The organism is Ornithinibacillus massiliensis (assembly GCF_018310345.1).
Taxonomy (GTDB): domain Bacteria; phylum Bacillota; class Bacilli; order Bacillales; family Amphibacillaceae; genus Ornithinibacillus; species Ornithinibacillus massiliensis.
This window is the reverse complement of the sequence record NZ_JAGXBY010000003.1, coordinates 552,847-577,477: the sequence shown is the minus strand read 5'-3', so window position 1 is coordinate 577,477 and position 24,631 is coordinate 552,847. Positions and strand designations below refer to the sequence as shown.

The following is a 24,631-nucleotide window of genomic DNA, read 5'->3' as shown; positions in this document are numbered from 1 at the left end:
AACCATGAATCCAGCGTTAATGTTTATACATAGTGCTGGTCCCCAAGGGGAAAATCAAGGGAGTAGTAACCTAATAAAGTATGTAAGGAATGGTCTTGGCAATGACGCTGAAGTCAATTCTCCGAAAATGCCAACACCAGAAGATCCAAAATACAGTGATTGGAAGAATGAACTGGACAAGGCGTTGGCTAAACACTCTGGAGGGATAGTATTAGTAGGGCACTCTTTAGGAGGATCTGTTCTATTAAAATATCTCTCTGAGGAAGTTTATCATGTGAAAGTATTGGGCTTGTTTATTGTAGCAGCACCATTCTGGGGAATAGATGATGATTGGCAACGGAAGGACTTTTTTCTCCAAGAAGCATTTGAACAGCACCTCAAGAAAATACCTCATATATTCCTTTATCACAGCAGAAATGAAGAAATTGTACCTTTTTCACACCATATTGTATTAGCAGAGAAATTAACTCGAAGTACTTGTAGGATACTCGATGGATCCGATCATTTATTTGAGAATGGATTACCTGAGTTAGTTAGGGATGTCCGAAGCTTGTTGCGATAAATAAAAGTGTAATAATGAGAAGGGCGGGGACTTAAGTAGTCGTCAACCCGAATGAAGCACGATATTAAAATCGTGGTATTCATTCGGGTTTATTTTTTACATACTTTTGTACCTTACAATAATTGCATTGTTGTAATACATGTATTATCACCATCAAAAGTAGATATTGTTGATTCAGCGGCTTTGCCATCATACTCAATCTTCACTTGATATGTTCGGTCACGTGGTAACCATAAATCTATAAATCCATTGGCAAATGATGTAAAGGTATCATCCACCACGACATTGCCTTCTTCATCTTCAATATAAACATTAAATTCTTTTTCCACTAACTCTCCCTGGCAGCTTGTTAAGCTATGGATCGCACATTCATGAGTTGACTCTTCAAATGGAGCAATAGAAACAAAAAACTCGTCTTCTGGAAGAGGATATGTTTCTTTCTTTTGATTATGATCTGTCACAATCAGTTCTTGTGAATTGATAGAAGCAGATACATCTTCATGACTTCCTACACTATACTCATGGACTAATTCCTTAATATCCTTCTTATCTTCCTGCGATGTATCACCACAAGCTGCTAGTATAAGAACAAGTAATATACTGCTTATGCCGATTAGAGCTTTTTTCATATTTTTCAACTCCTGCTTATCATCTAATACGTATTTTACTATATTAAGGCTCCGTGTACTGCCCAATTCACGAAAAGTTCATACTTATTTCAGCTTTATGGTACTATTATTATCGAAAGAGATAGAGTCTCATACAGGTAAAGGAGAAATGATCATGCGTATAGGAATTATAGGTCTTGGTGCAATTGGACAACGACTCATTAAGCGCTTTGCAGAACATAAGGAAGTTGAAATTGTTGCGGTATGTGATCAAATGGAACCATTAGCAATGAAAACAGCAAATGATTTAGGTGGAATTAACGCTTATACAGAATACCAACAGTTAATTGCAGATGAGAAAGTAGAGCTAGTTTATGTGGCAGTACCACCAAAACTTCACCATTCCATCGTTATGGAGGCATTGAAAGCAGGAAAGCATCTCCTCTGTGAAAAACCTTTAGCTAATTCGTTAGAAGAGGCAGAAGAAATGTTCCATACTGCCAAACAGGCGAATGTTGTACATGCGATGAATTTCCCATTAAATTACGAGCCAGCAACCAATAAATTTGCGGAAATGATGCAAGAAAGATACATTGGAAAGTTACGTCGATTACAGCTTTCTATGCACTTTCCACAATGGCCACGAGCATGGCAGCAAAACAACTGGGTAGGCGGCCGTGAACAAGGTGGGTTTGTATTGGAGGTTGGCGTTCATTTTATCCAGCAAATAGTAAAGATGTTTGGCGATGTTAATGATATCCGAACACAACTAGAACTACCAGAGGATCCTTCTAAATGTGAAACAGGTATTATAGCAACCGCAAAACTTGCAGATGGTACCCCAGTCCTCATTGAGGGGTTAAGCCAAATCCCAGGTAAGGAATATATTGGATTCACAGCCTATGGTACAGAAGGTTCATTATCCTTAGATAACTGGGGTATTATTAGAGCCGGGAAAAACGGTGAAGAGCCGAAAGAAATTTCCTTTGAACATCAACCATATAACAATCTAATAGATGAGTTAGTAAAAGCAACAAAAGGGGAAGAAGCAGAGATTTATGATTTTGAAATCGGCTTTAAGGCACAGCGTGTGTTAGAGCAATTAAGGAAAATGTAAAAATCAGTCCTACCTACCAAGTGTTTCGTTAACATTTGGTAGTTTTTTGTGATGAAAATGAAATACCATAATTACTCTAGAGAGTAAGTAGAACGTTAAAATTTATTATGTCGTGTTTAAATTTTTCTATATTGGATAAACATATAATAGATATAATTCTATTTTGACATAGGAGGAATTCATCATGGGTTTCATTTGGAGTTTAATTGTTGGAGGTATTCTTGGTTGGATTGGTAGCCTTATCGTCGGCAGGGATGTACCAGGTGGAGTATTTGGTAATATTATTGCTGGAATTATTGGAGCATGGATTGGATCGTTTTTACTTGGTGATTGGGGTCCAGAAATAGGTGGATATAACATTATCCCGGCACTAATTGGAGCCATTATCCTAATCTTTGTGATTAGTTTAATTATGAGAGCAATGCGTAAGGCTGATTAATATAAGAACACCCACGCTACAGGGCTGGGTGTTCTTTCAATTATTCAAGGAATACAGTAAAAAAAATCCTAGTTGACATATTCTTCAGGATTTCACACTATAACTTCAGGATTTGAAGGGGGTCTTTCAGGATTTCTCCCCTTATCTTCAGGATTTACAATTTATGAAGCAGAGATATTGCAAAGCCTCTCCATTCTATATAAGATAAACCTATTAGTAAATTACTTGGAGGAATGGTAATCGTGAAAGAAATTACAGCAAAGGAACTAGAACAAAAGCTAACGGCAGGGGAAGCATTGAATATCATTGATGTTCGTGAGGATGAAGAGGTAGCAATGGGGAAAATTCCAGGAGCAAAACATATCCCACTAGGTCAAATTCCTGAACGTCTTGAAGAATTAGATAAAAATGACCATTATTATATGGTATGTCGTTCTGGCGCAAGAAGTGGAAACGCAACAGTTTTTTTAACAGAGCGTGGCTATAATGTTACGAATATGGTTGGTGGAATGCTGGATTGGGAAGGAGAAGTCGAGTAAGCACTCTGCTTCTTTATAAATACGGTTTTTTCTCCTTTCGAATAGGAAATGGTAAAAAATAAGCAGTTCAATTTGTTATAAATTGAACTGCTTTTGTATATCCCCACAATAAGTATGGGAATCACCATATATAAACACTCTCACATGTATCAGCCTGTGGCTCATAATAGCAATGCTGTTTAAACTGGCCAGCAAATGGCTGATCATACCAGGTAGGAGGGCATGGAGCATACGGATTAAAGTACCAAAGCGCATACTTAGAAGGATGCTCTCTCCAATAGTCTAGTGTTTGTTTGGCCAATCTTTTTTCTGATTCTCGTGCTCTATTATAGAAAACATTCCCTTTTTGTACTGCTTCAAATGAGTAGTTTCCACCCTGCACTTGATAAATGACATCCGGTATTGATCGTAAATCTACAAAGTCTAAACAATTCGCTTTTAATCGATTGACAATAACATTTCCAACCATTAGCATGCCAAGCTTTCCTTCGCCTTCTGCCTCCGCACGCATCATTCTAGCCATTAAATCAATATCATTATCGTTATACTTCACTCTTGCCATTTTCATCACCTCTTAAAATAGTATGAAAAATATTGGCAATGGTTCATTTGGACGAAAGGATATTTTTAAAAAATTATAAAGTCAAGGATTAATCAATCCCGATCAAACCAAAGCAGTTCTTGATCATCTGCCTCTCCGTTGTAATTGATTAAAATTTCATCACCGGCTTTGATATCTTTGTATGCATAAAAGTCAAATGTATGATTATCAAAGTTAATTTCATAAATTGCATTTGGTTCATAGGAATGATTAAATAGCATGCCATATCCAAGAAGAATGGCTGTATGATTTATGCCGTATTCAAAGGCATAATCGGCGAGTAATGTTTTTTCAATAAATTGATGCTGGTCATTAGGATAAGCGATAACAGGTGCCTCATGTAATAGCTCTCCCTTTTTAATTGCACGTGTAGCAAATACTCCTCTATTAAACTCTCCATCACTAACAGAAGATGTTTTGATTTCAATCATATTTGTTCTCCTCAAGATTTTGTCTTCTTTTATACTGTAACATTAATCCAGCACTTGGACCTATAGTTTAGGTAAACTAAATGTAGCAAACTTTGTAATCTTTAGTGTACCCGTTTCGAACTTATCCTATTGCGTCAAAGCAAAATCGATTGAAAAATAAGTCCTTTGGTTGAAGTACATAAAATGAAAAGTGCATCGGATACAGTTTATTCATAGCATTCACTAGTGATGAACATAAGTTTACATTGCTCATGTGAACTACACAGTGGAGTTATGCTACACTAGAACTATATGGATGTTTTAGAGAGGGGTCCAGAGCTTGGATTTACAGAAGGAAGTATCAAAGCTAACCAAAAAGGAATTAGTTGAATTAATTATGGAGCTTGTTGAGGGCGATCAGGATATTGCGAAGAAAATCGAATTTAAATTAGTTACGCCTAATGATGAAGTAAAAGCAAGTAAACAATTAATTCGTAAATATATAAATGAAAATAAACGGCAAGGTTTTATTTCCAGACGTAATGTACATGCTGCTCTACAAGGTGCTGAGATGGTGCTTGATAAAGGACGGGATAAGCTGGTAAATGGGGAAGAGGAGCTAGCTGTTGAACTAGGAATTACGGTATTATCAATCGTGATTGATATGCTTCAATATACGGATGATTCTAATGGAGAGATTGGCTTTGTTATAAATGAAGGTATCACCCTACTTCAGGATGCCTCATCCCTCGTACTGCTTTCCTTAAATCATCGTGGACAGGAAAGGGCTTTTGATCTAATTCTAAAGGAAGCGATGCACAAACGTTATGATGGATGGAACGATACTCGTTATGAGCTATTAGATGTTTGTACAATCTATTCTGCTCGTTCTTCAGAAAGAAGGAAGCTGGAGGAAACATTAGAAAAGCTGTTAAGCCAAGTTTGTGATATGTCTTCTCTTTCATCTGATTATGATAAACAAGCCATCCTACAGCTTCAGTTAAAGATAATGGAACGGAATGGTGAAATGGAACAGGCTAGCCAGTTTGTTCATCACCACATAGAATATGATGAATTTCGGAAAATGGCTATTGAAAAAGCAATTGAAAATGAAAATTATGAAACAGCCTTACAGCTTTGTGAAGAGGGCGAAGAGAATGACAGTAAATATCCAGGTCTAGTAAAGCAATGGAAAGAATATCGACTACAAGTCTATGAGATTATAGAAGATATGGAAAAGCAAAAAGATATACTGATAGAATTTGTATTAGATAATGAATATGAGGCATATGGAAAGCTAAAGGATTTGTATTCTCCAAGTGAATGGCAGACTGCCCTAGAGAAGATATTTGAATTATTGGAAGGGAAATCGTCCAATTACCTTCCCCATGTATATGAGTACATCGCAAAGCTTGAGAATCGTAGTGATAAAATATTAAAGTATGTGGAGCAAGCGCCATCTACCATTATGGAGCTTTATCCATATTTAATTGCCGATTATCGGGATAGAGTGGAAGAGATTTTTATGCAACATATTTTATTGGAAGCAGAGGATGCAGCTGATAGAAAGAAATACCGTCAGGTATGTAGGAGGCTAGTCGTCTATAAAGAAGCTTGTGGAGACGAAAAGTTTACTAGCATAGTTCAGCAATTAAAAGATACTTATGAGCGAAAACCAGCATTTGTGAATGAACTGGAGAAAGTAGAAAAATAAATTACAAGATAAATCCCCCCTGTATGTACCGTCCAGGGGGGATGAATGATTAATAGCGTTGGAGCATCTTGGATGATGTAGGGTTAGCTAATTTAAGTCTTGCATACCCAACTAAAATCAGTACGACCATTCCAATTAAAAACGCAACAAAATAAGGAGAAATAACATCACGAGTAGCCCCCGTAATGAACGAGCTTGTTATCATACCAAGTGAATTGACTGCAGACATAATGCCAAAAGCCCGACCATGTCCTTCACTTGAGACCGCATTAGTAATGGCGGTTGCCATTGCTGGCATCATCACTCCTAAAAAGAACCCTAGTAAGAATAACGATAACGGAAGGGCAACTAAGGCATTTAATATGGTAAAAATACTCAAAGCCATGCCAAATAATCCAAACAGCATCCGTTTCGTCGGATCAAAGCGATTAAGGAAAAATAATACTGATGAGGCAAAGGTTCCCACCCCCATAAAACTAAATAATACACCTGTCGTTGCAGTAGAAAGCCCTTGTTCAACTGTTAAATACGGAACCTCATAAATTATTACCCCATGAATATACATCACAGCAAAAGCAGTAAGAAATACCATCTGTAAACTCGGCATCTGTAGTACTTGTCTAAAACCTAGTTGTTGTTCATGATTAACCCTAATAATACTCTGCTTTTCCTTTAAAAATCGAGCAGTATAAAGAGCTGTTAGTAAGAGGGAGGTCCCGATTACATAGTACGTATTCGCATAGCCAATTTGAGCTCCTAACTGTCCACCGATAATAGGTGCGATAATACTAGCAATCGTACCAAGAATCCCCATAATCGCGATGTTTTTCCCTTGTTGGTGACTATTTTTTGCATACCCTGATAGCAAGGCCAAAGCAGAAGGAATTAAAAAGGCTAAGGATAGCCCATTGAGCGTTCGAACAACTAGTAAACTAGTAGAGTCGGAAACAAGTGCATGTCCGAGAAAGAGGCAGCCAGATAGAAATAAAGACAAAGCAATAAATCCTTTCTTACCAAACCGATCGGATAATGGACCTGCTATTAAATTCCCTGTTAAATTAGCAAATGCTGCAATACTCAACATGACGCCGATTAGCACACCGGATGCTCCCATACTCGCTGCATAAGGTGCAAAGATAGGGGATTGCACACTCATCACCAAGCTAACGAAAAACATAATAACAAAGATGTGTAGTTTATCTACTGATGTTCTCAATTTTCTTCACCTCAAGAAAAATATATGCTGGACAAAGCATATTAAGACGAGCTTTTCCGTGAAGTGAATGTAAAATTCGTATGATTGATATGTATATAAACGTAAAAAAGCCAGAAATCATTGTTTGATTTCTGGCTTTAACTATCATTTCTAAAGTAGGTAAGCCTCTATCTACATGATACAAAAAATTAAATTATAAGTCTATAATTAATTTTTTGTCTATGGGAGAATGAAGTTGTGCACAGGAACGTAACGTTACGGAAATTATTTGACTTAAGGAGGTCCTATGATGAAACGGACAATGCCAACAGAGGAAGCCATTAAGCGGTGGAATCTGCATGCAGAAAGGTTTACTGCTGGATATAGTGAATTTGGTGACCGCAGTCGTGTATTATTCTTAAATCCTACTATCTTTTCCTTGTTAGGGGACGTAGATGGGAAGTTGATATTGGATGCAGGCTGTGGAGAAGGTTATCTTAGCAGAATTTTAGCAGATAAAGGGGCAAGGATAACGGCAATTGATTACTCAGAAAAAATGTTAGAACTGGCTAAAGCACGAACCCGAGAAGATTTGGAAATCGGCTATTATCACGGAAATTGTGAAAATCTTAGTTTTCTAGATGATGAGCAATTTGATACCAGTGTTTCGAATATGGTCATTCAAGATCTAGAGGATTATGAAAGCTGCTTACAAGAAATGTACCGCTTGTTAAAACCAGGTGCAAGCTTCGTCTTCTCCATCCTTCACCCTTGTTTTATCACGCCGGATAGTGGTTGGATTCGTAATGAACAAGGAGTGAAAGAATACTGGAAGGTGTGCAGGTACTTTTATGAAGGGGTATATGATCAGCGTTTACCAATTCAGTCCAATAAGCCAATCGTATATTATCATCGAACACTTTCAAGCTATGTGAAAGCTATAATAAGTGCCGGATTTACGATTGAGGATATAGTGGAACCGAAGCCATCAAAGGAGGTATTAAAGGAGTATCCTGGATATGAAGAGGATTTGAATTGTGCTACCTTTATGGTGTTTAAGTTGAGAAAGTAGTCATAACTAGGGGCTGGGATATAACGAAAAGATTGTAAAACCGAATGATACACGATACTTGCTCACCATTCGGTTTTCCTTTAAGAAAAATTTCTTTTGTCCCAGCCTCCATTTCATCATACAATCCTCATGTGTAATACCTTTTTATCGCTAGAGGCATGGTATACACAAACCATAAATAGGAAAATGGAGGGGAAGTGTTGTTATGCAGTATGGAACAGTAATCACAGGAGTATTACATAGAAAAGTAAATCGATTCATTGCCGAAGTCATCATTGATGGTGTGATGGAGCATGTCCATATTAAAAATACAGGTCGTTTGAAAGAACTGCTTGTACCTGGAGCGGAAGTAGTCATGGAATTAAGTACGAATCCCAATCGAAAAACAAAATTCTCTCTTATTGCGGTTTGGAAGTATAGTCGGTTAGTTAACATTGACTCCCAAGCACCAAATAGAGTTGTCTTGGAGGCAATTAGGAAGGGAAGAATGAAGGAGCTTGGAAAGGTAGACGTACTGAAGCGAGAAGTATCCTATGGCGCTTCTCGGTTTGATTTTTATTATGAAAAGGGCAGTGAGAAAGGGTTTATCGAAGTAAAGGGAGTAACATTAGAAGAGCGGTGATTAGCCATGTTTCCAGATGCACCAACAGTTAGAGGGACAAAGCATGTACAGGAGCTGATAAAAGCAAAGAAGGAAGGATATCAGGCGACTATTTTATCATCAATAGGCGAGAAGACTCCCACCTCAAGGAATGGGAAATGCGTAGGTGGGAGATAAATCGCCTTCGGACAAGAGATGGCTCACTTGCCATCTCGATTGTTCGACTATTCAAGTGCTTACATTCTTCCCTGAAATGACCTATCCACCATGCAACATATGGTATAATAGAGGTATCGTGATACAGAAAGAGGTGAAAGCAATGCTCGTCAAAAAAGCCTACAAATTCCGTATCTATCCAACGAGAGAACAGAAAAGACAGATTGTGAAAACCCTTGGCTGTTCTCGTTTTGTCTTCAACCATTTTTTAGTAAAGTGGAACGACACCTACAAACAAACCGGAAAAGGACTGACGTATAACGCTTGTTCTGCTCAACTACCTCAGTTGAAAAAAGAAGCAAGCTGGTTAAAAGAAGTAGACAGCATTGCCCTCCAATCTTCACTCCAAAACCTCTCCGATGCCTTCTCCAGATTCTTCAAAAAGCAAAACAAAGCCCCGCGATTTAAGTCCAAAAAGCATCTGGTTCAATCCTACACAACGAAGCAGACCAACGGAAATATCTCCATGGAAGGGAACAAAATCAAACTACCTAAATTAGGACTCGTTCGCTTTACCAAAAGCCGTGAAGTACATGGTCGTATCATCAATGTTACCATTAGACGTAATCCAAGCGGAAAATATTTCATTTCTATTCTTGCAGAAACAGACGTACAACCATTAGTAAAAACAGAATCCGCTATCGGAATCGACTTAGGCATCACGGACTTTGCGATTCTTTCTGATGGTCACAAGATTGACAATAACAAGTTCACTTCCAACATGGAAAAGAAGTTAAAACGAGAACAACGCAAACTATCCAGACGTGCTTTGCATGCGAAAAACAACGGAATCAACTTACTCGGTGCCAAAAACTATCAAAAACAAAAACGAAAAGTAGCAAGATTGTATGAAAAAGTGCTGAATCAACGTGCCGACTTCCTGAATAAGTTAAGTACAGCCATCATCAAAAACCACGATGTCATCTGTATCGAAGACTTGAACACGAAAGGAATGTTGCGCAATCATAAACTAGCGAAATCTATCTCTGACGTATCATGGTCTAGTTTTGTGACGAAATTACAGTACAAAGCGGATTGGTATGGTAAAACCCTGGTGAAAATAAGTAGAGGCTTTCCATCCAGTCAACTATGTTCTGCTTGTGGACATCACACTGGCAAGAAGTCGCTTGAGGTAAGGGAATGGACTTGTCCAGCTTGTCACATGCATCATGATCGAGATATCAATGCGAGTAACAATATTCTAGCTGAAGGATTACGAATCGTAGCTTCAGCTTAAGCAACCTATAAAACCGTAGGGACTACGGGGATAGCTTGGTAAAGAAGAGAAACCGCTGTTAGTTAAGAAAGACCACGAACAAGTACGCTCTGTTCCCAAGAATCCCCCACTTCAAACATCCTGAAAGGAGGTTAAGTGGGGGTAGTTCAATTGTTGTACAAATGAAAGGATGTGACCGACTGATCCCTCATTTTAAGATGGATGAAGCATTTGCCAACGTATTAGTAAGCGCAGCTGAATGTGGAGTACAAGTTTTAGCGTATGATACGGTGGTGAAGGAGGACGAATTAACTATAGATCAAGCTGTTCTAGTTTCATTGTGAAACTCCTATTAGAGCTAGTATTAATTTTCTAAAATATATAAATTTAATATTTTGCAAATGAATATAATGATAAGATAAATGAAGAGATTATATTCGTAAAGGAGAATGGCCATGAAGGAAATTCTATATAAGTATATGGCTAAGCATACGAATCTGCGTGAAGCGGAGCAAGAAGCTATTATCAATGAAATCGTGGTGGAGCGCTTTTTGAAAGGAACGGACTTAACGAAGCAAGGATATCGACTAGACACCACTACGGATTGTTATTTCGTACTAGCAGGCTGTGTGAGGCAATTCTATATTGATGAAGACGGTAAAGAAATCACCTCCAATTTCTACACAGAGGAACAGGCAATATTATTAGCGAACTTTGGCGATTCTAGCCAAGTTTCTAACTACTCGTTAACTTGTGTAGAGGATTCCGTGTTAGTTGTTTCTGACATGGTGAGAGAAGAAGAGATGTATCTTGACTTTCCGGAGCTTGAAACGATGACCCGGCGTATGATGGAAGGATATCTTGGTCAGACTCAAAATGAACTTGCTCAATTCTTTCGTTTATCCCCAGAAGAGCGCTACAAATCTGTCATCACAAACAGGCCAGACCTCATAACCCGTGTTCCCCAGCATCAACTGGCAAGCTATCTAGGAATTACACCAGAGTCATTAAGTAGAATTAAAAAACGAATTCAATAATATTTTATCCATATCACCCTCATCTTAACTTAAGTCAATGCCTGAAGGATGAGTGTCCATTATGATAATCTAAAAAGGACTGAGGGTGGATGAAGATGAAGGCAATTATTACTTCGAAATATGGAGCACCAGATACGCTAGAATTAAAGGAAGTGGAAAAACCGGCGCCGAAAGCGGATGAGGTACTGGTGAAAATTCATGCGGCATCCGTGAATTATGGCAATATTGTATTACTGAGAGGAAAGCCTTATATCGCTAGGCTTGCATTTGGACTTCGTAAGCCAAAATTCCCAATTCCAGGAGGGGATATGGCAGGAACGATAGAGGCCATAGGGGAAAAGGTAACAGAGTTTAAGATTGGCGACGAGGTGTATGGTGACCTGTCTAGCTGTGGATGGGGGACTTTTGCAGAGTACGCAACAGCGCCTGAGAAGGCTGTTGCACATAAACCTCGTAATCTATCATTTCAAGATGCTGCAGCAGTACCTATGGCGGCGACTACCGCATTACAGGCAATCCGTGATATTGGCAACGTAACAGCTGGACAGAAGGTGCTTATTCACGGGGGATCAGGTGGTGTTGGAACATTCGCGGTTCAAATTGCAAAAGCTTTGGGTGCAGAGGTGACAACGGTTGTCAGTACAAGAAATGTGGCCATTGCACATGCACTAGGTGCTGATCATGTAATAGATTACAAGAAGGAAAAACTGGACGATAAGGAACAGTTATATGATTTGGTCATTGGAGTCAATGGTTCTCAGCGTCTTTTAACCTATAAACAAATACTTCAGTCCGGTGGTCGATTTATTCATGTAGGTGGTACGGAAAGCCAAATGTATAAAACAATGCTTTTCGGACCATTTATTTCGATGACTGGGAATAAAAAAATAGCTACTTTTTTGCAACGACCGAACCAGGGGGATTTAATCAGGATGAAGGAGCTAATTGAAGCGGGGCAAGTAAAGCCAGTTATCGATAGAAGCTTTTCACTACAAGAAGTCCCAGAGGCGCTCATGTATTTTGAAGAAGGTCATAGTCAAGGTAAGGTTGTCATTACGATTTGTTAAGGAAGAGCAGTCCCGGGTGACTGCCCTTAGCTATAGGCCTATTCTATTTTTCTCCTCCTGACTCAATATCCATGCCAACTTATAAGCATATACATATCCTAATTGGAATAATGTGTATGTAGGTGGCAATCATGTCACCCTGAAAATTTTAGAATGGATTCAAGAAGGGACTTTTACTAGACGCCTTCAAGGAGGATTATGATGAGTCAGGTGATTACAGATTATTTCCAGGAAACAAGAGGAGCGCTACTGCGATTGATTGAAGGATTAAGCTTTGAGCAATTTAATGCGACACCTAATGAAGAAAAGTGGAGCGTTGCTCAGGTTTGCCATCATCTAGCATTATTCGAACTTGCAACGATAAAAGCGGTGAAGTATGGGTTACGGGAGGATAACAGTACGAAGAGTGATCCGAAAGATATTAAGCTAATTTTAGATCGGTCGAAGAAGGCACATGCACCAAAGGTAGTAGAGCCAGGTGGTGGCCCGTTTGAGTTGCAAGAGATGGTTGACATGTTGAGAAATACTAGGAAAAAATTACATGAAACGATGGATAGCTTGGAAGATTGTACTGTACTAAATGAAAAATCAGTTGTCCATCCTAGGTTTGGTTTACTTTCCTTACACCAGTGGGTTGAGACAGTACCATTGCATGAACAACGGCATATTGAACAAATTAAAGAGATTATGGGAAGATGGGCTTACGGAACACGCTAGAATTTCGTTGTAGCGTGTTTTTAAATGGAAATGGAAAGAAAAGCTACCCTCAGGGATTATATATCTGCTTCTACTCTGAGGGTAAGTCTTAAATTATTGCTAAAATATCATCTGGCGTTTTGGCTTGAAAGTCGGGCTTTAGCTTTTCAATCGCTTCAATGGAATCATATCCCCAGCCAACCCAGATAATTTTAATCCCTGATTTTTTACAGGCAAGGATGTCTCTTTGTTCATCCCCGATATAAATTACTTCAGACGGATGTAACTTATGTTCACTAAGATATTTATCGATGAGCTTATCTTTACCAAGGATACTACTAGAACATAAGACACGTTCGATCGTTGTGACCTCATTGCGTTTTAAGAAACGGATAATATTATCTCTTGAATTAGAGGAGATGATACTAGTTTTATAGCCTTTACGATCAAGCTGTTGTAAGGTAGACTTCATTCCATCAAATAAACGTAGCTCGTGTAACGATTCTTGATATAATTTATATAATTTCGGTGCGATAATAGGTAGTTTAAACATCGAAAAATTTACATGCTTCATCCTTTGCTTAAGTGAAAGTTGTTTGAGGACAGGTATTTCATGATGCTTTATTTCTTTTAGATTATGTTTCTTACAAAGACTATTCCAGCTGGATATTAATACTTCAAGTGAATCGACAAGTGTTCCGTCAAAGTCAAAAATTACATGTTTGATCACCATTTACACTCCATTCCAAAACGGTAGAAGGAGAACAACGTATTTACCTACCTTCCTCTAGACTATAGCATATGCTCCATCATATTAAAAATAATGCCCAAAATAGCTTAAGCGGCAATTTACTTTAGGTTGAAAGAAGAGCCATCAACCACTTCAACATCATCCCGATTTTTAATTTCCTCCATTAGCTTAAACAGCGCTTTATCCTTTTGCTTTGCTTCAATCATACAATCAATTTGGGGGATGGACCCCTTTATTTCATGTAAAAAGTCAAAAAAGAGCTTGCTATCGATGTAATCAGCATGGTGACGAAAACTTTTCTCACTTTTTGGACTAGATATGTGCATCTTAATAGGCAGTGGAGAATGTTCCCATGACTGTACGATACTATCCCAGTGCCGCTGCCAATTCGAATCTTGATGTAGGGCTAGATGGTGGTGGTAGTCAAAGACAAGTGGGATATTAAGCTTCTGACAAAGGTAAAGCATATCCTCTAATGTAAATGAGGTATCATCATTTTCTAACATAATTAGCTTCTGGATACCTGTTGGAACATCCATCCAGGTTTCTATAAACTGCTCCAAAGATTTTTCCTTATCCATATATTTGCCCCCAACGTGTATAACACAGCGATGGGTACGGTCTATTTTCATTGCCTTTAAAATCAAATAATGCATTTTCAAGGTTAGGATTGATTGGTGAAACACATCTTTATTAGGGGAGTTAAGTAACACAAAGTGATCTGGGTGGAAATCGACCCGTAACTGGTGCTCTTGAATATATGTACCAATTTCCTTTAATAAATCTTTTATTGGCATGATAAAATCCCAGTCCAAAAGCTCCCGATGATATGCTAGTGGAATCAGTCTTGAAGTTAATCGGTAAAAGTGGATTTCGGATGCAACAGTATGTTTTAGTAATCGCAATGTATTCGTTAGGTTTGAGCGTGCAATTCGTTCTAATTTTCGAATGGCTGCATCTCGGTCCGCTATTTTTTGAAATTGCGTAAAAGTCATTGTTTGAGATGGAGATGCGTTTTTCAATTCCATGCTCATGGCTACATAACCAAGTCGTACAAGTGTCATGATGTGTCACCTCTTGTAAAAATATATTGTTAAAAGAGAACGAATGTTCTATAATGAATGTGGAGGTGCATAGTTTGAGACCGAAATTATCAAAAAAATTGCATGTGGATAGGTATAAAGATTTTTATTGGCTAAAGGAAGAGTTACAAGTATTCTGTAGAGAACATGGGATAAGCGCAACTGGTTCTAAGCTCGAGATTTCCAATCGAATCGAAACTTTCCTTCGTACAGGGGAGATACTAAAGCCTGATAGAAAGTCGAGACAAAAGGCAGAGGGAGTCCTCAGTTCCCAGCTATCTCTAGAAACAGTTATTACAGAAAATCACCGTTGTAGTCAAACTGTCAGAGCATTCTTTAAGACGATTATTCCCAATTTTCATTTCTCTACTCATATTCAAAACTATTTTAAGACGAATGTCGGTAATACATATCGTGATGCAGTAGAAGCTTGGTATGAAGAGGAAGAACGAAAGAAAGACCCTTCCTATAAAAAGGAAATTGCACCTCAATTTGAATATAATCGGTTTATTCGTGATTATTATGCTGATCCAAAAAATCAAGGGAAAAGTCGCGAAAAGGCGATTGAGGCCTGGAATGAAATAAAAAAACGCCCAGGAAGTAACCAATATAATCCCAGTTAAATTAGATATATTACCAAACTATCGAGGCTCCTGAGGTTCGCTTTACTCCACGGATTTTGGCAATATCATCAACTAATTGAAGCATAGCAAGATTCTTTTGTTTTGCTTCGATCATGATGTCAAAGTCTCGATTTAGGGCCTTTGCGATTTTTAAAAATGGAAGTATAAATTCAACATCAACATAATCAGCATGTGAACGAAAGGCTGATTCTGATTTTGGTGAAGAGATATGTACTTTTGGCGGAATGTCTCGGTGATTCCAAGTATTAAAAACCCGAGTTAAATAGTCTTCCAGTTCGGCGTCCCCTTTATTGGCCATGTAATGATGGTAATCCAGGATCATCGGAATCTCTTCTTTTTCACAAGCATCTAATGTTTCCTTGATATTATAGGTTTTGTCATCGTTCTCTAGTGTCATGAAATATTTAATGTCATCAGGCAGACTCCTTAAATTTTTGTGAAATCTCACTAAACTATGCTCTTTATCTCCATATGCACCACCAATATGAATATTCATAATGGATGTTTCTAGGATATCCATTGCTTCAAGCATTTTATAATGATACTCTATATCCGCCGCTGCATTTAACGTAACCTCCTTTCTTGGACTGGTAAAGAGGGTATATTGTCCGGGATGGAAGCTTGTTCGTATCTTGTATCTCTTGATTAGTTGACCTAATTCTTCCCACTCATTCTTAAAGGGCGTAATGAAGTCCCAGCGTACATCGGGATGTGTAGCCAAAGGGACAAGCATACTTGAGAAACGATAGAGCTCAATTTCGTGTGCAATATTATAGTATAGAATTCGCTTCGTGTGCTGTAAATTCTGTGCTGTGACTGCTTGTAATGTAGCTAGCCGTTCATGCTTAGGAAGAGCAGAATATCGTTTAAAGGTCAGTGTTTTAGAAGGGCTAGCATCCCATAAGCCAAGTGCGTTTGCAACATAACCAAACCGGATTTTCATGTAAGACTCCCCTTGATTGACAATATATAGTTTATGCTTTGTTATAAGGTTTCTGTCTATACAGCAAAATTTACTTGGATAGAGAAAAAGAGGAAGTTCCCATAGACATGGAACCTTCCCGTTTGCTGTTCAATTAGCTATGCTTATATTTAAGATTATTAATCCATACATAAATACCTATCCCAACTATTAAGATAATGTTACTTGCGATTAGTTGCATTTCAGCATCTAATGCCGTTTTACTAAGTAAATAATCTGGTAAAACAAGTAAGGCAACAATTGCAATTAGAATTGCTGTTTTAGCCCAAATGGAAAGGCAAATGATAAATAACACCATTATTCCTGTTATAATCATTGTCCCAGTTTGTCCAATTTCCATAACTGGAGTTTCTACTGAGCGATTAAGAAAAATTAACCCAACATACAATCCGATAGGGACTAACGTTACAATCAGTAACAAGAGAAACTGGTTCAGGTTTGAAAGATAATGACTAGCGATATATCGAAATGCTAGAAAAAGAGTGACAATAAAAATTCCTGCAATTACGATATGACCAATTATTTCTAGTATGGAATAGGATAACGAACCTGCCCCTGCTAATGCATCTTTAAAAATAGTAAAAGAGAATGAGCCAACGATGATCATAAAGATGTATTTTAGCCATGACCGTAAGTCGATCTTCATTTCATCGGCAATCATCTGCATATATTCCTTCGGGGAGTTACCAACTATTTTTTCAATAGGTTTTCCTCTTTTTTCTGCTTCAATTAAATGTGTTTCCAATTCCTCTATAATCGCTTCGATTTCTTTGGACTTCTTTCCACTAGAAAATAAATAAACCCGTAGATCTTCTATGAAGGTCTTGCTTTTGTTTGATAGTTCATGCATGGTTATCTTCTCCTTTGAATTCATGTTTAAGTACTCTGTTTACATTGGACTGTAAGTAGTCCCAACGCTCCATAAACTCTGCCAGTTCCAGTTCGCCCTTAGGCGTCAAAGAATAATATTTCCTGCGAGGTCCAGCTGTAGATTTTCTTAATGTGGAGGTGACCAGCTTTTCTTTCTGCATACGCATTAATAATGGATATATGGTACCTTCACCGAAGGATTGAAAGCCGTATTCCTCAAGCTTTTCGGCTAGTTCGTAACCATATACCTCCTTATCTTTTATGATTGCAAGAATACAACCATCTAAAATGCCTTTTAGCATTTGGGTTGTTGACATATTACGTGACCTCCTTTGCTATATTGTAATACAAGGGTTGTAGGATTTAAAAAAATACCTTGCAATACAAAGTATATGTGTAGAATAACATATGCTATCTTGTAATGCAAGGGTAAAAAATCTTCTTATTACATGGAGGTCATCTAGTTAAGTGAAGACAAACCTCCCAAGCTACTATTTAATTGGCACGCATATTTCACAGTAATGGTTTTTCAATAGGTCCGCTTTGTATCGTTCCATAATCGGTTTGTTATCCATCTGATATCCACTTTTTTGTATCCAAGTATGCAGCTTAGTATATGCCTCTTGTATTGCTTCCGTTGTATGCCTGATTTTAAACATAAGGTATCTTCCACCAAGGAGGTCACGTTCGCTAATTGTATTATCTAATGGGTAATTGTTATCGATTACGATGCAAGCATCAAATCGACAGTCTTCAGGTTTTGTAGACTCTGGATTGTCTAATGGGACTGCATACAGAATAGATGATTGAAGAAGATTTCTCGCACTAGCCCAACCTTTTAATTCAGTCATCACGTTAATATTTTCGGGTCCATATGGACCAATCCGCCTCTTATAAGCAATCCGATAATTGGGGAGGGTTTCTATTTTATATTCCATTACTAATTCTTCCTTTCCTCATATATTATTTGGTACATTTCGAATGTAACATGCTTTAAAATTTTTTTCATAATATTTTTTAAAATTATCAGGAAGTTTTTAATAGAGCGTAATACGAAAGCAATATCTTTGATAAAACTGCCTTCTTTTGAAACAATATAACTATCCATAGTGAAGGGAGTTTTCAAACATGAAAGTATTTCTTATCGGTTCAAATGGTCAGGTTGGAAAACATATTGTGAAGTTCCTTCAAGAAAGTAATAAGCACGAGTTAACTGCTATGGTTCGTAGCGAGGAGCAGGCAGAGCAATTGAAAGCATCTGGTGTGAAGGCGGCTATAGCGAATTTGGAAGAGAGTGTAGAGGAGCTTGCAGAAGTGATGCGAGGTTCTGAAGCGGTAATCTTTTCGGCTGGATCTGGTGGACACACTGGTCCAGATAAAACATTGCTCGTTGATTTAGATGGTGCGGTGAAGTCGATGGAAGCAGCTGAAAAGGCTGGAATCAATCGATATATTATGGTTAGTGCTTATAAAGCATATGACCGTGAATCGTGGAAAGATAGTCCGATTAAACCATACATGGTGGCTAAACATTATGCAGACAGAATGCTTGTAGCAAGCGATTTAAACTATACCATCCTAGGTCCAGGACTGCTACTCAATGAACCTGGTACAGGGAAAATTGCAGTTGGCGAGGAAATTCAAAAAACATCAATACCGCGTGAGGATGTAGCAAGGACAGTGGTCGCAGCATTAGATGAGGAAAAGACGTACCGGAAGACATTAGAAATTATGTCTGGGCATACACCAGTTGAAGATGCATTAAAGCGACTATAGTGGTAATAAAAATAGGGCGAACAAATGGTTTTGTTCGCTCTACATACTTTAATCTAGCTATTATAAAAAATCTGAAGGCGTATCGAATGGCTTATACATTTTTTCGATAAAATTGATATTATACGTATCATACCAGTTCTCTGGTAGCTCTAACTCCGTTAACAAATGAATGAACATTTCTACTAAATTCCCGTCAAATTGAGTCCATGCGCATCTTGTTAATTCTTCAAAAGCCTCATCATGGGACATTTTCGTTAGCTTGTAATTTCTCTCATCGTAAGTCATCGTATCAAAGGAATCACAGATTCTAATAATTCTCCCTTGAATCGAGATTTCTTCTCCAACTAATCTTCTCGGATATCCTGTCCCATCCCAATTTTCATGATGGTCTCGAATAAATGCAGCTGCTCGCGTTTTACCTAGCTCTTTTCGAATGATCAGGTTACCAATATGGCTATGACTTTCAATTATGGTTCTCTCAATTGGATTTAACTTTCCAGGTTTCAATAATATTTCTTTTGCTATACCAATTTTTCCGATGTCATGTAAAAATGCTGCAACTCGCAAATCATCATCATAACAACCAGCTTCTTTTGCAAGCATGGCTGATAGATACATAACCCGTAAAGAGTGATGCTTAAACAATTGCAATACTTCATGATCCTGAGCGATGTTTTCAAATAGGGATTCCGGAGTTCGAATCATTTTATAGCTCCTTTATCAGCTTATTTGTATGTTTAGTATAACAGACTATTGTAAGTTTTTTGTTTATTTTGACTGAACATACTATACTAGAGTTCAACATATTCTATTTATTAAACTGATAGATTAATAAAATGGGGGTATTACCAACTATGGACAAGACTGAGCGGAAGGCTTGGAATGCAAACCACAAAACGCTAAAAGAAATGCTAAGAAGACCTGAAAAGCATGAGGAGGCAGTTCAACTATTTCTTACCCAACATTCGCTTTTACATACAATTTCCAATCAGGAAAGCCTAGCAGCTGCGTTATTAGATGATTTAACAGAGTCAACATTTCGGAAGTACCCTGTGAAAAGACCAGATACAAAAAATTCCATTGCGTGGCATTTATGGCATGTTACCCGTATTGAAGATATGACGATGAATATTTTAGTGGCAGGTAGAAAGCAAGTACTCAGCACAGCAAATTGGCTGGAGCAACTTCATATCCCATTTGAACATTCGGGAAATGATATGAGTGAAGCGGATATTGCAAAATTAAGTAAGGAAATCGATTTTAAGGCCCTACTATTATATAGACAAGCTGTAGGCAAACATACCCAAGAAATCATATCGCAATTGGAAGCCGGACAATTCAGGTTGAAGGTTGAATCAGATCGAATCAACCGGTTGTTTACGGAAAAAGCAGTAACAGAGGATTCTACCTGGTTGGCGGAGTACTGGAGTAAAAAAACAATAGCAGGGTTGGTATTAATGCCTGCTACGAGACATATCTTTTTGCACTTAAATAAATGCATCCGCATTAAGGAAAGGCATCAAAAAATGGTGGATTTAAGGGATGGAAAGGAAGCGGTAAAAAGAATATAATAGGTTATCATATCTACCAAATGATTAGGTTACTAGTGAACATGGAGGAATGAATATGGAAAGCAGTGTAACCTTATGGAACTTCGATGGGACTTATCGTAGACAATCTTTCTATCTAAGAAGCAATTATACATCGATCGATTTGGAATATATGCGGAATATTAGTTTGTTCTGTGAAAAAGCTGTCTTATGGGAACTGCGGATAGGATAAGGAATCATCCAAGCAGCAACATTCATTATTTAGGTAGTGGAAACTATCATTATATCTCGTATATTCTACAATCCCAGATCAATGAGCCCTATACATTGGTGTTATTTGATCATCATACAGATACACTTCCAGCTCCAAGCGAGAGCCTGATTTCTTGTGGCTCATGGGTTCTGGAGTCCATTCATAATCTTCCCATGCTGAAGAAGGTATTTATCATTGGTGTGAGTGAAGACGCCTATCTCCATATCCCGAAAGACGTACAGAACAAAGTAGCAGTCTATACGGAACACTCACTCCAATCTAACCTACCAACGATTATCAAATCTATCTTAACTAATCTACCAACTAAATCTATTTATATCAGCATGGATAAGGATGTTCTTCTTCAGGAGGAGGCTTTGACTGCATGGGATCATGGGACACTCCGACTAAAGCAAATGATGGGCATGGTAAAGGCACTCTATCGCACTAAATCTATTATCGGTGTTGATATTTGTGGTGAGTATCCTGTAAATCCTTCTACTGAATATCATAAAAGGACAAAAGAGGCATTGGAGAAAAATGATCGTGCTAATGGCTTTATTCTCCAATCCATCCAACATTGGAACGCTAAACGTCACAAGCCTTCGAGATTATTGCACGCATAACATTTGGTAACTTTTTACCAATTATTTGATATACTATTTGGGAATCAATGAATTGGAGGCAGCATGACATGCGAAAATTATTGTTACTAATGATACCATTACTCATTCTAGTAGGTTGTTCTAATTCAACTGTAGAACAATCAGAATCAGATATGGTGAAGGATAATCCTTTATCAGATGATGCGGATGTGGAAACGAAGGAAGAACAAGAACCAGAAGGGAATGCTGATACGAATGAGGAGCAAGGGAATGGATCTGTAAGTGCTCAAGAAGAGAAGGTAGTAACGAAAGCAGAATACGTCAGAAAACTAGCAGTAGTAGAAGCTAGCCTAGCAGCGCAGCGTGAAATCATAGAGACGGGTACACAAGTCGATATGGAGGAAGCAGCAGGAGAAATGTATAAAGCATGGGATAATACCTTAAATGAATTATACGGTATCTTACAAAGTCAGCTTTCTGATGAAGTAATGCAAACCTTAAGAGAAGAACAGCGTAATTGGATTGTTTTACGTGATGAAGTGGCAGAAGCGGAGGCAGCTAACTACAAAGGTGGCTCAATGGAATCCTTTGCTTATACATCTAAGCTTATGGAGATGACAAAGAATAGATGTATAGAATTAGTTGAAATGTATATGTGATAAGGATGGAACGTAATGCAAAGAAGAAAGCGGAAGAGTGTCAACAGTATAAAACGGTTCCTATGGATTTTCCATCTATTATTATTCTTTGGGGCACTGGGGAAGGCCTATTTCGATACGAATGTATTTAAAGTAAATAGAGTCCAATTTCGAACGAAAAAAGTTCCGGTGAAAACGAAAGTATCGATTTTACAAATAACAGACCTTCACAATAAGGTTTATCCAGATCAGTATGAAAAGTTGATAACGACAGTAAAAAACGCAAATGCTGATATGATAGTATTGACCGGAGATTTTATCAGTCGGAATACAGATGATTTTACAAATGTGTATGTCTTTATGGAGAAAATAAAACGAGCTCATCCCCATGTGTTTTTCGTAACTGGAAACCATGAATTGGCTAACGAAAATGTAGGGAGATTTTTGTGCGGAGTTCGTGATCGGGGCATTACTATCTTAGATAATCAAAACATCACATTTACAAAGGATAACACCGTAATTAATGTAGTGGGCGTTGATAATGCATCCACCGATCATGAAAATCTAAGCCAGGCATTTGCTGGTATAAAGGATAATCAGTATACGATATTACTTTCCCATTCACCGAGTATTGTCGATAAGTACAATAGGATACCAGCTGATCTAATCTTGAGTGGGCATACACACGGAGGTCAAATTAGGCTCCCTATCATTGGGGCTGTTGTAGGCCCAGAAAGAAGTCTTTTTCCAAGGTGGGAGAAAGGAATATTCGACTTGGGCCAGGGGCAGTTTTTGTACGTCGATAGCGGTCTCGGTACAAGTGGATATCCAGTACGTTTTTTGAATCAGAGTCAAATTAGTTTAATAGAGATAGTTGGGGATGGTTTAGGAGAGAGTTAGATCCCCCTTTAGCCCCAAATAGTTTTATTTGGGGCTTTGTTTTAATGGGAAGTTTATGAATTTTTGTTTCGGGAGAGAAGAGAAAAGACTGTTTTATGCCAAGGAGAAAGAAGAAAAAGTTTACAAATGTATTAGAGGCAATTCTAAAGGTTCACATCTTTAGGGTTGCCTCTTCTTGTTTATAAGCCCTATACCAAAATAAGCCCCTAGACCTAGTTCAAAATATAGCTGAGGCTCATTATCCAAAATCCTTTTTCTCGGTAAACTTAACTCATGATAAAGAAAGGAGGCAATCAGATGAGAAAATTTATGTTGTTTGTAGGAGGGCTAGTTGCCCTACTTGTATTATTAGTTAACCTAGGTCCAATGGTTTTATTAGGTCTTAGTGTTTGGTTGCTATATATCGTCTTCAAAAAGTTCGTGAAGAGTGATTCAGTTGCAGCTAAAATTGGTTGGATTATTCTAGGGCTCATTATTCTAGGAATCGGCTTTACCAATATTTACTCTGTCATTGGAATTGCAGCTGCATTTGCATTGTATTGGATAGTGAAAAACTGGAAAAAAGATGGAGATTCCCCCGTTATTCCTACTGATGACGGTGATCCATTTACAAACTTTGAACGCCAATGGGCAGATTTGAATAATTAAGATTTATGGATAAGTGGTGGAGCTTGGAGCATGAGCCCGAAAGCAAGAAAGATATCCCGGAAAACCAGCACATACGCCCTCAGACTACAATTCAAAAATAAAAGGAGAGAACTTATTATGACAAATGTTTTCACACGGATTAAAGATTCTATAGAAGCGGATTTACATGATTTACTGGACAAAAAGGAGAAGAAAAACCCAGTTTCAACGTTAAATCAATATTTACGCCAAGCAGAACAAGAGGTAGAGAAGGTGCGTAAATTAATTGAGCGTCAATATAAGTTGAAGGATGAGTTTTCAAGGGAATATTTGAAAGCAGCGGAAATGGCTGAGAAACGTGAAAAGCAGGCTTTTATTGCTGAAAAAGCGGGCGAGGAGCAAATGCATGCTTTTGCACAAAAGGAAAAGGAAGAATATCAAGCGCGTGCGGAAAGAATGAAGGCATCTCGCCAGGAAGCAATGGAGCAATTAGAAGAGCTGGAGCAAAAATATGAAGAAATGAAGCACCGGGTTAAAGATATGCGCCTTCGTCGGATGGAATTGATGGGACGTGAGAATGTTCTTCATGCCAATCATCAAATTAATCGCGTGATGGAAGAGGTATCTGATAAACCATTCTCTAAGTTCGCTGAAATGGAACGTTACATTGACAACCTGGAATACATGGTCAATAGTGCTTATTATAAGAGCACATTTGATAGTAAGATTGCTAAATTAGAAAAAGAAATGCAGGAAAAGGAAAAAGCGAATTAATTGAAATGCGCAAAAACGCATTAAAAATGGTATACTCATGACACAGGCCCAAGCAATTGGGCCTGTGTGAGTTGATAGGGGGGATTCCT

General features: G+C 38.1%; 32 protein-coding genes. 21 read left to right on the top strand and 11 right to left on the bottom strand.

Translation table 11 applies throughout. The features are described 5' to 3' along the window. Positions 1-4 precede the first annotated feature (4 nt). Positions 5-562 (top strand): alpha/beta fold hydrolase, encoded by a 558-nt coding sequence (locus KGF86_RS11515; RefSeq protein ID WP_211741947.1) that lies wholly within the window; start codon positions 5-7, stop codon positions 560-562. 113 nt (positions 563-675) lie between these two features. Here the strand turns inward: KGF86_RS11515 and KGF86_RS11510 are convergent, their stop codons facing one another. Beyond that, a complete protein-coding gene (locus KGF86_RS11510; RefSeq protein WP_211741946.1) occupies positions 676-1,191 on the bottom strand; it encodes a CueP family metal-binding protein in 516 nt (171 codons plus the stop codon). A 154-nt stretch (positions 1,192-1,345) separates the two neighbouring features. Here KGF86_RS11510 and KGF86_RS11505 point away from each other — a divergent pair, with 154 nt between their 5' ends. From KGF86_RS11505 to KGF86_RS11495, 3 genes are all read left to right on the top strand, one after another. After that, the gene (locus tag KGF86_RS11505; RefSeq protein WP_246521483.1) at positions 1,346-2,287 is read left to right on the top strand and encodes a Gfo/Idh/MocA family protein; all 942 of its coding nucleotides are present in this window, start codon (positions 1,346-1,348) and stop codon (positions 2,285-2,287) included. A 184-nt stretch (positions 2,288-2,471) separates the two neighbouring features. Beyond that, on the top strand, positions 2,472-2,726 hold the full coding sequence (locus tag KGF86_RS11500; RefSeq protein ID WP_186870796.1) for a GlsB/YeaQ/YmgE family stress response membrane protein: 255 nt from the start codon (positions 2,472-2,474) through the stop codon (positions 2,724-2,726). Between the two features lie 242 nt (positions 2,727-2,968). Further along, positions 2,969-3,265: a rhodanese-like domain-containing protein gene (locus tag KGF86_RS11495; RefSeq protein WP_425516485.1), complete on the top strand. Its 297-nt coding sequence runs from the start codon at positions 2,969-2,971 to the stop codon at positions 3,263-3,265. Between the two features lie 121 nt (positions 3,266-3,386). Here KGF86_RS11495 and KGF86_RS11490 read toward each other — a convergent pair whose 3' ends face one another. Beyond that, complete coding sequence (locus tag KGF86_RS11490) at positions 3,387-3,827, bottom strand: cell wall hydrolase (protein WP_211741944.1); 441 nt, start codon at positions 3,825-3,827, stop codon at positions 3,387-3,389. A 92-nt stretch (positions 3,828-3,919) separates the two neighbouring features. Beyond that, the gene (locus tag KGF86_RS11485; RefSeq protein WP_186870799.1) at positions 3,920-4,297 is read right to left on the bottom strand and encodes an SET domain-containing protein; all 378 of its coding nucleotides are present in this window, start codon (positions 4,295-4,297) and stop codon (positions 3,920-3,922) included. A gap of 319 nt (positions 4,298-4,616) precedes the next feature. On the opposite strand from KGF86_RS11485, the gene KGF86_RS11480 reads away from it, so the two are divergent. Continuing rightward, positions 4,617-5,990 carry a hypothetical protein gene (locus KGF86_RS11480; protein WP_211741943.1) on the top strand — a complete coding sequence of 458 codons (1,374 nt, stop codon included), beginning with the start codon at positions 4,617-4,619 and terminating at the stop codon, positions 5,988-5,990. A 49-nt stretch (positions 5,991-6,039) separates the two neighbouring features. On the opposite strand, the gene KGF86_RS11475 is transcribed toward KGF86_RS11480, so the two are convergent. Beyond that, the gene (locus KGF86_RS11475) at positions 6,040-7,206 is read right to left on the bottom strand and encodes an MFS transporter (RefSeq protein ID WP_246521481.1); all 1,167 of its coding nucleotides are present in this window, start codon (positions 7,204-7,206) and stop codon (positions 6,040-6,042) included. A gap of 289 nt (positions 7,207-7,495) precedes the next feature. Between KGF86_RS11475 and KGF86_RS11470 the strand changes: the two genes are divergently transcribed. The 8 genes from KGF86_RS11470 (at position 7,496) to KGF86_RS11440 (ending at position 13,111) form a co-directional block, all read left to right on the top strand. Beyond that, a complete protein-coding gene (locus KGF86_RS11470; protein WP_211741942.1) occupies positions 7,496-8,257 on the top strand; it encodes a class I SAM-dependent methyltransferase in 762 nt (253 codons plus the stop codon). A gap of 205 nt (positions 8,258-8,462) precedes the next feature. Next, positions 8,463-8,879, top strand: a complete 417-nt coding sequence (locus KGF86_RS11465) for a DNA/RNA nuclease SfsA (protein ID WP_246521479.1) — start codon at positions 8,463-8,465, stop codon at positions 8,877-8,879. Positions 8,880-8,885: 6 nt separating this feature from the next. Then, positions 8,886-9,035, top strand: a complete 150-nt coding sequence (locus KGF86_RS19330; RefSeq protein ID WP_186870802.1) for a DNA/RNA nuclease SfsA — start codon at positions 8,886-8,888, stop codon at positions 9,033-9,035. A 142-nt stretch (positions 9,036-9,177) separates the two neighbouring features. After that, positions 9,178-10,311 carry an IS200/IS605 family element RNA-guided endonuclease TnpB gene (gene tnpB / locus KGF86_RS11460; protein WP_211741941.1) on the top strand — a complete coding sequence of 378 codons (1,134 nt, stop codon included), beginning with the start codon at positions 9,178-9,180 and terminating at the stop codon, positions 10,309-10,311. A gap of 161 nt (positions 10,312-10,472) precedes the next feature. Next, positions 10,473-10,634, top strand: a complete 162-nt coding sequence (locus KGF86_RS11455; RefSeq protein WP_186870804.1) for a DNA/RNA nuclease SfsA — start codon at positions 10,473-10,475, stop codon at positions 10,632-10,634. Positions 10,635-10,745: 111 nt separating this feature from the next. After that, entirely contained in the window at positions 10,746-11,327 is a 582-nt protein-coding gene (locus tag KGF86_RS11450; protein ID WP_186870805.1) for a Crp/Fnr family transcriptional regulator, read from the top strand. A gap of 95 nt (positions 11,328-11,422) precedes the next feature. Further along, positions 11,423-12,394 (top strand): NAD(P)-dependent alcohol dehydrogenase, encoded by a 972-nt coding sequence (locus KGF86_RS11445; protein ID WP_211741940.1) that lies wholly within the window; start codon positions 11,423-11,425, stop codon positions 12,392-12,394. A gap of 201 nt (positions 12,395-12,595) precedes the next feature. Next, on the top strand, positions 12,596-13,111 hold the full coding sequence (locus KGF86_RS11440; RefSeq protein ID WP_186870807.1) for a DinB family protein: 516 nt from the start codon (positions 12,596-12,598) through the stop codon (positions 13,109-13,111). 88 nt (positions 13,112-13,199) lie between these two features. Here the strand turns inward: KGF86_RS11440 and KGF86_RS11435 are convergent, their stop codons facing one another. Then, positions 13,200-13,823, bottom strand: coding sequence for an HAD-IA family hydrolase (locus KGF86_RS11435; protein ID WP_246521476.1), 624 nt, complete (start codon positions 13,821-13,823; stop codon positions 13,200-13,202). 116 nt (positions 13,824-13,939) lie between these two features. Then, positions 13,940-14,905, bottom strand: a complete 966-nt coding sequence (gene uvsE / locus KGF86_RS11430; protein WP_211741939.1) for a UV DNA damage repair endonuclease UvsE — start codon at positions 14,903-14,905, stop codon at positions 13,940-13,942. 74 nt (positions 14,906-14,979) lie between these two features. On the opposite strand from uvsE (KGF86_RS11430), the gene KGF86_RS11425 reads away from it, so the two are divergent. After that, positions 14,980-15,546 carry a DUF6434 domain-containing protein gene (locus KGF86_RS11425; protein ID WP_211741938.1) on the top strand — a complete coding sequence of 189 codons (567 nt, stop codon included), beginning with the start codon at positions 14,980-14,982 and terminating at the stop codon, positions 15,544-15,546. Between the two features lie 10 nt (positions 15,547-15,556). Here KGF86_RS11425 and uvsE (KGF86_RS11420) read toward each other — a convergent pair whose 3' ends face one another. The 4 genes from uvsE (KGF86_RS11420) to KGF86_RS11405 form a co-directional block, all read right to left on the bottom strand. Further along, positions 15,557-16,510 (bottom strand): UV DNA damage repair endonuclease UvsE, encoded by a 954-nt coding sequence (gene uvsE / locus KGF86_RS11420; RefSeq protein WP_186870810.1) that lies wholly within the window; start codon positions 16,508-16,510, stop codon positions 15,557-15,559. Between the two features lie 133 nt (positions 16,511-16,643). Further along, positions 16,644-17,399, bottom strand: coding sequence for an HAAS domain-containing protein (locus KGF86_RS11415; RefSeq protein WP_186870811.1), 756 nt, complete (start codon positions 17,397-17,399; stop codon positions 16,644-16,646). Next, positions 17,392-17,736, bottom strand: coding sequence for a PadR family transcriptional regulator (locus KGF86_RS11410; RefSeq protein WP_186870812.1), 345 nt, complete (start codon positions 17,734-17,736; stop codon positions 17,392-17,394). Before KGF86_RS11410 ends, KGF86_RS11415 begins: the two co-directional genes overlap by 8 nt. A gap of 174 nt (positions 17,737-17,910) precedes the next feature. Next, positions 17,911-18,357 (bottom strand): AraC family transcriptional regulator, encoded by a 447-nt coding sequence (locus tag KGF86_RS11405; protein WP_186870813.1) that lies wholly within the window; start codon positions 18,355-18,357, stop codon positions 17,911-17,913. 190 nt (positions 18,358-18,547) lie between these two features. On the opposite strand from KGF86_RS11405, the gene KGF86_RS11400 reads away from it, so the two are divergent. Beyond that, positions 18,548-19,195, top strand: coding sequence for an SDR family oxidoreductase (locus KGF86_RS11400; RefSeq protein WP_186870814.1), 648 nt, complete (start codon positions 18,548-18,550; stop codon positions 19,193-19,195). A 60-nt stretch (positions 19,196-19,255) separates the two neighbouring features. Here KGF86_RS11400 and KGF86_RS11395 read toward each other — a convergent pair whose 3' ends face one another. Further along, on the bottom strand, positions 19,256-19,900 hold the full coding sequence (locus KGF86_RS11395) for an HD-GYP domain-containing protein (RefSeq protein WP_211741937.1): 645 nt from the start codon (positions 19,898-19,900) through the stop codon (positions 19,256-19,258). Positions 19,901-20,049: 149 nt separating this feature from the next. On the opposite strand from KGF86_RS11395, the gene KGF86_RS11390 reads away from it, so the two are divergent. From KGF86_RS11390 to KGF86_RS11365, 6 genes are all read left to right on the top strand, one after another. Continuing rightward, positions 20,050-20,766: a DinB family protein gene (locus tag KGF86_RS11390; RefSeq protein WP_211741936.1), complete on the top strand. Its 717-nt coding sequence runs from the start codon at positions 20,050-20,052 to the stop codon at positions 20,764-20,766. A 189-nt stretch (positions 20,767-20,955) separates the two neighbouring features. Then, positions 20,956-21,624, top strand: a complete 669-nt coding sequence (locus KGF86_RS11385) for an arginase family protein (protein ID WP_211741935.1) — start codon at positions 20,956-20,958, stop codon at positions 21,622-21,624. Between the two features lie 68 nt (positions 21,625-21,692). Beyond that, positions 21,693-22,262, top strand: coding sequence for a lysozyme inhibitor LprI family protein (locus KGF86_RS11380; protein WP_211741934.1), 570 nt, complete (start codon positions 21,693-21,695; stop codon positions 22,260-22,262). A gap of 15 nt (positions 22,263-22,277) precedes the next feature. Further along, on the top strand, positions 22,278-23,141 hold the full coding sequence (locus tag KGF86_RS11375) for a metallophosphoesterase (RefSeq protein ID WP_211741933.1): 864 nt from the start codon (positions 22,278-22,280) through the stop codon (positions 23,139-23,141). Between the two features lie 297 nt (positions 23,142-23,438). Continuing rightward, entirely contained in the window at positions 23,439-23,789 is a 351-nt protein-coding gene (locus KGF86_RS11370; protein ID WP_186870820.1) for a lmo0954 family membrane protein, read from the top strand. A 117-nt stretch (positions 23,790-23,906) separates the two neighbouring features. Continuing rightward, positions 23,907-24,542 carry a PspA/IM30 family protein gene (locus tag KGF86_RS11365; RefSeq protein WP_186870821.1) on the top strand — a complete coding sequence of 212 codons (636 nt, stop codon included), beginning with the start codon at positions 23,907-23,909 and terminating at the stop codon, positions 24,540-24,542. Positions 24,543-24,631 lie beyond the last annotated feature (89 nt).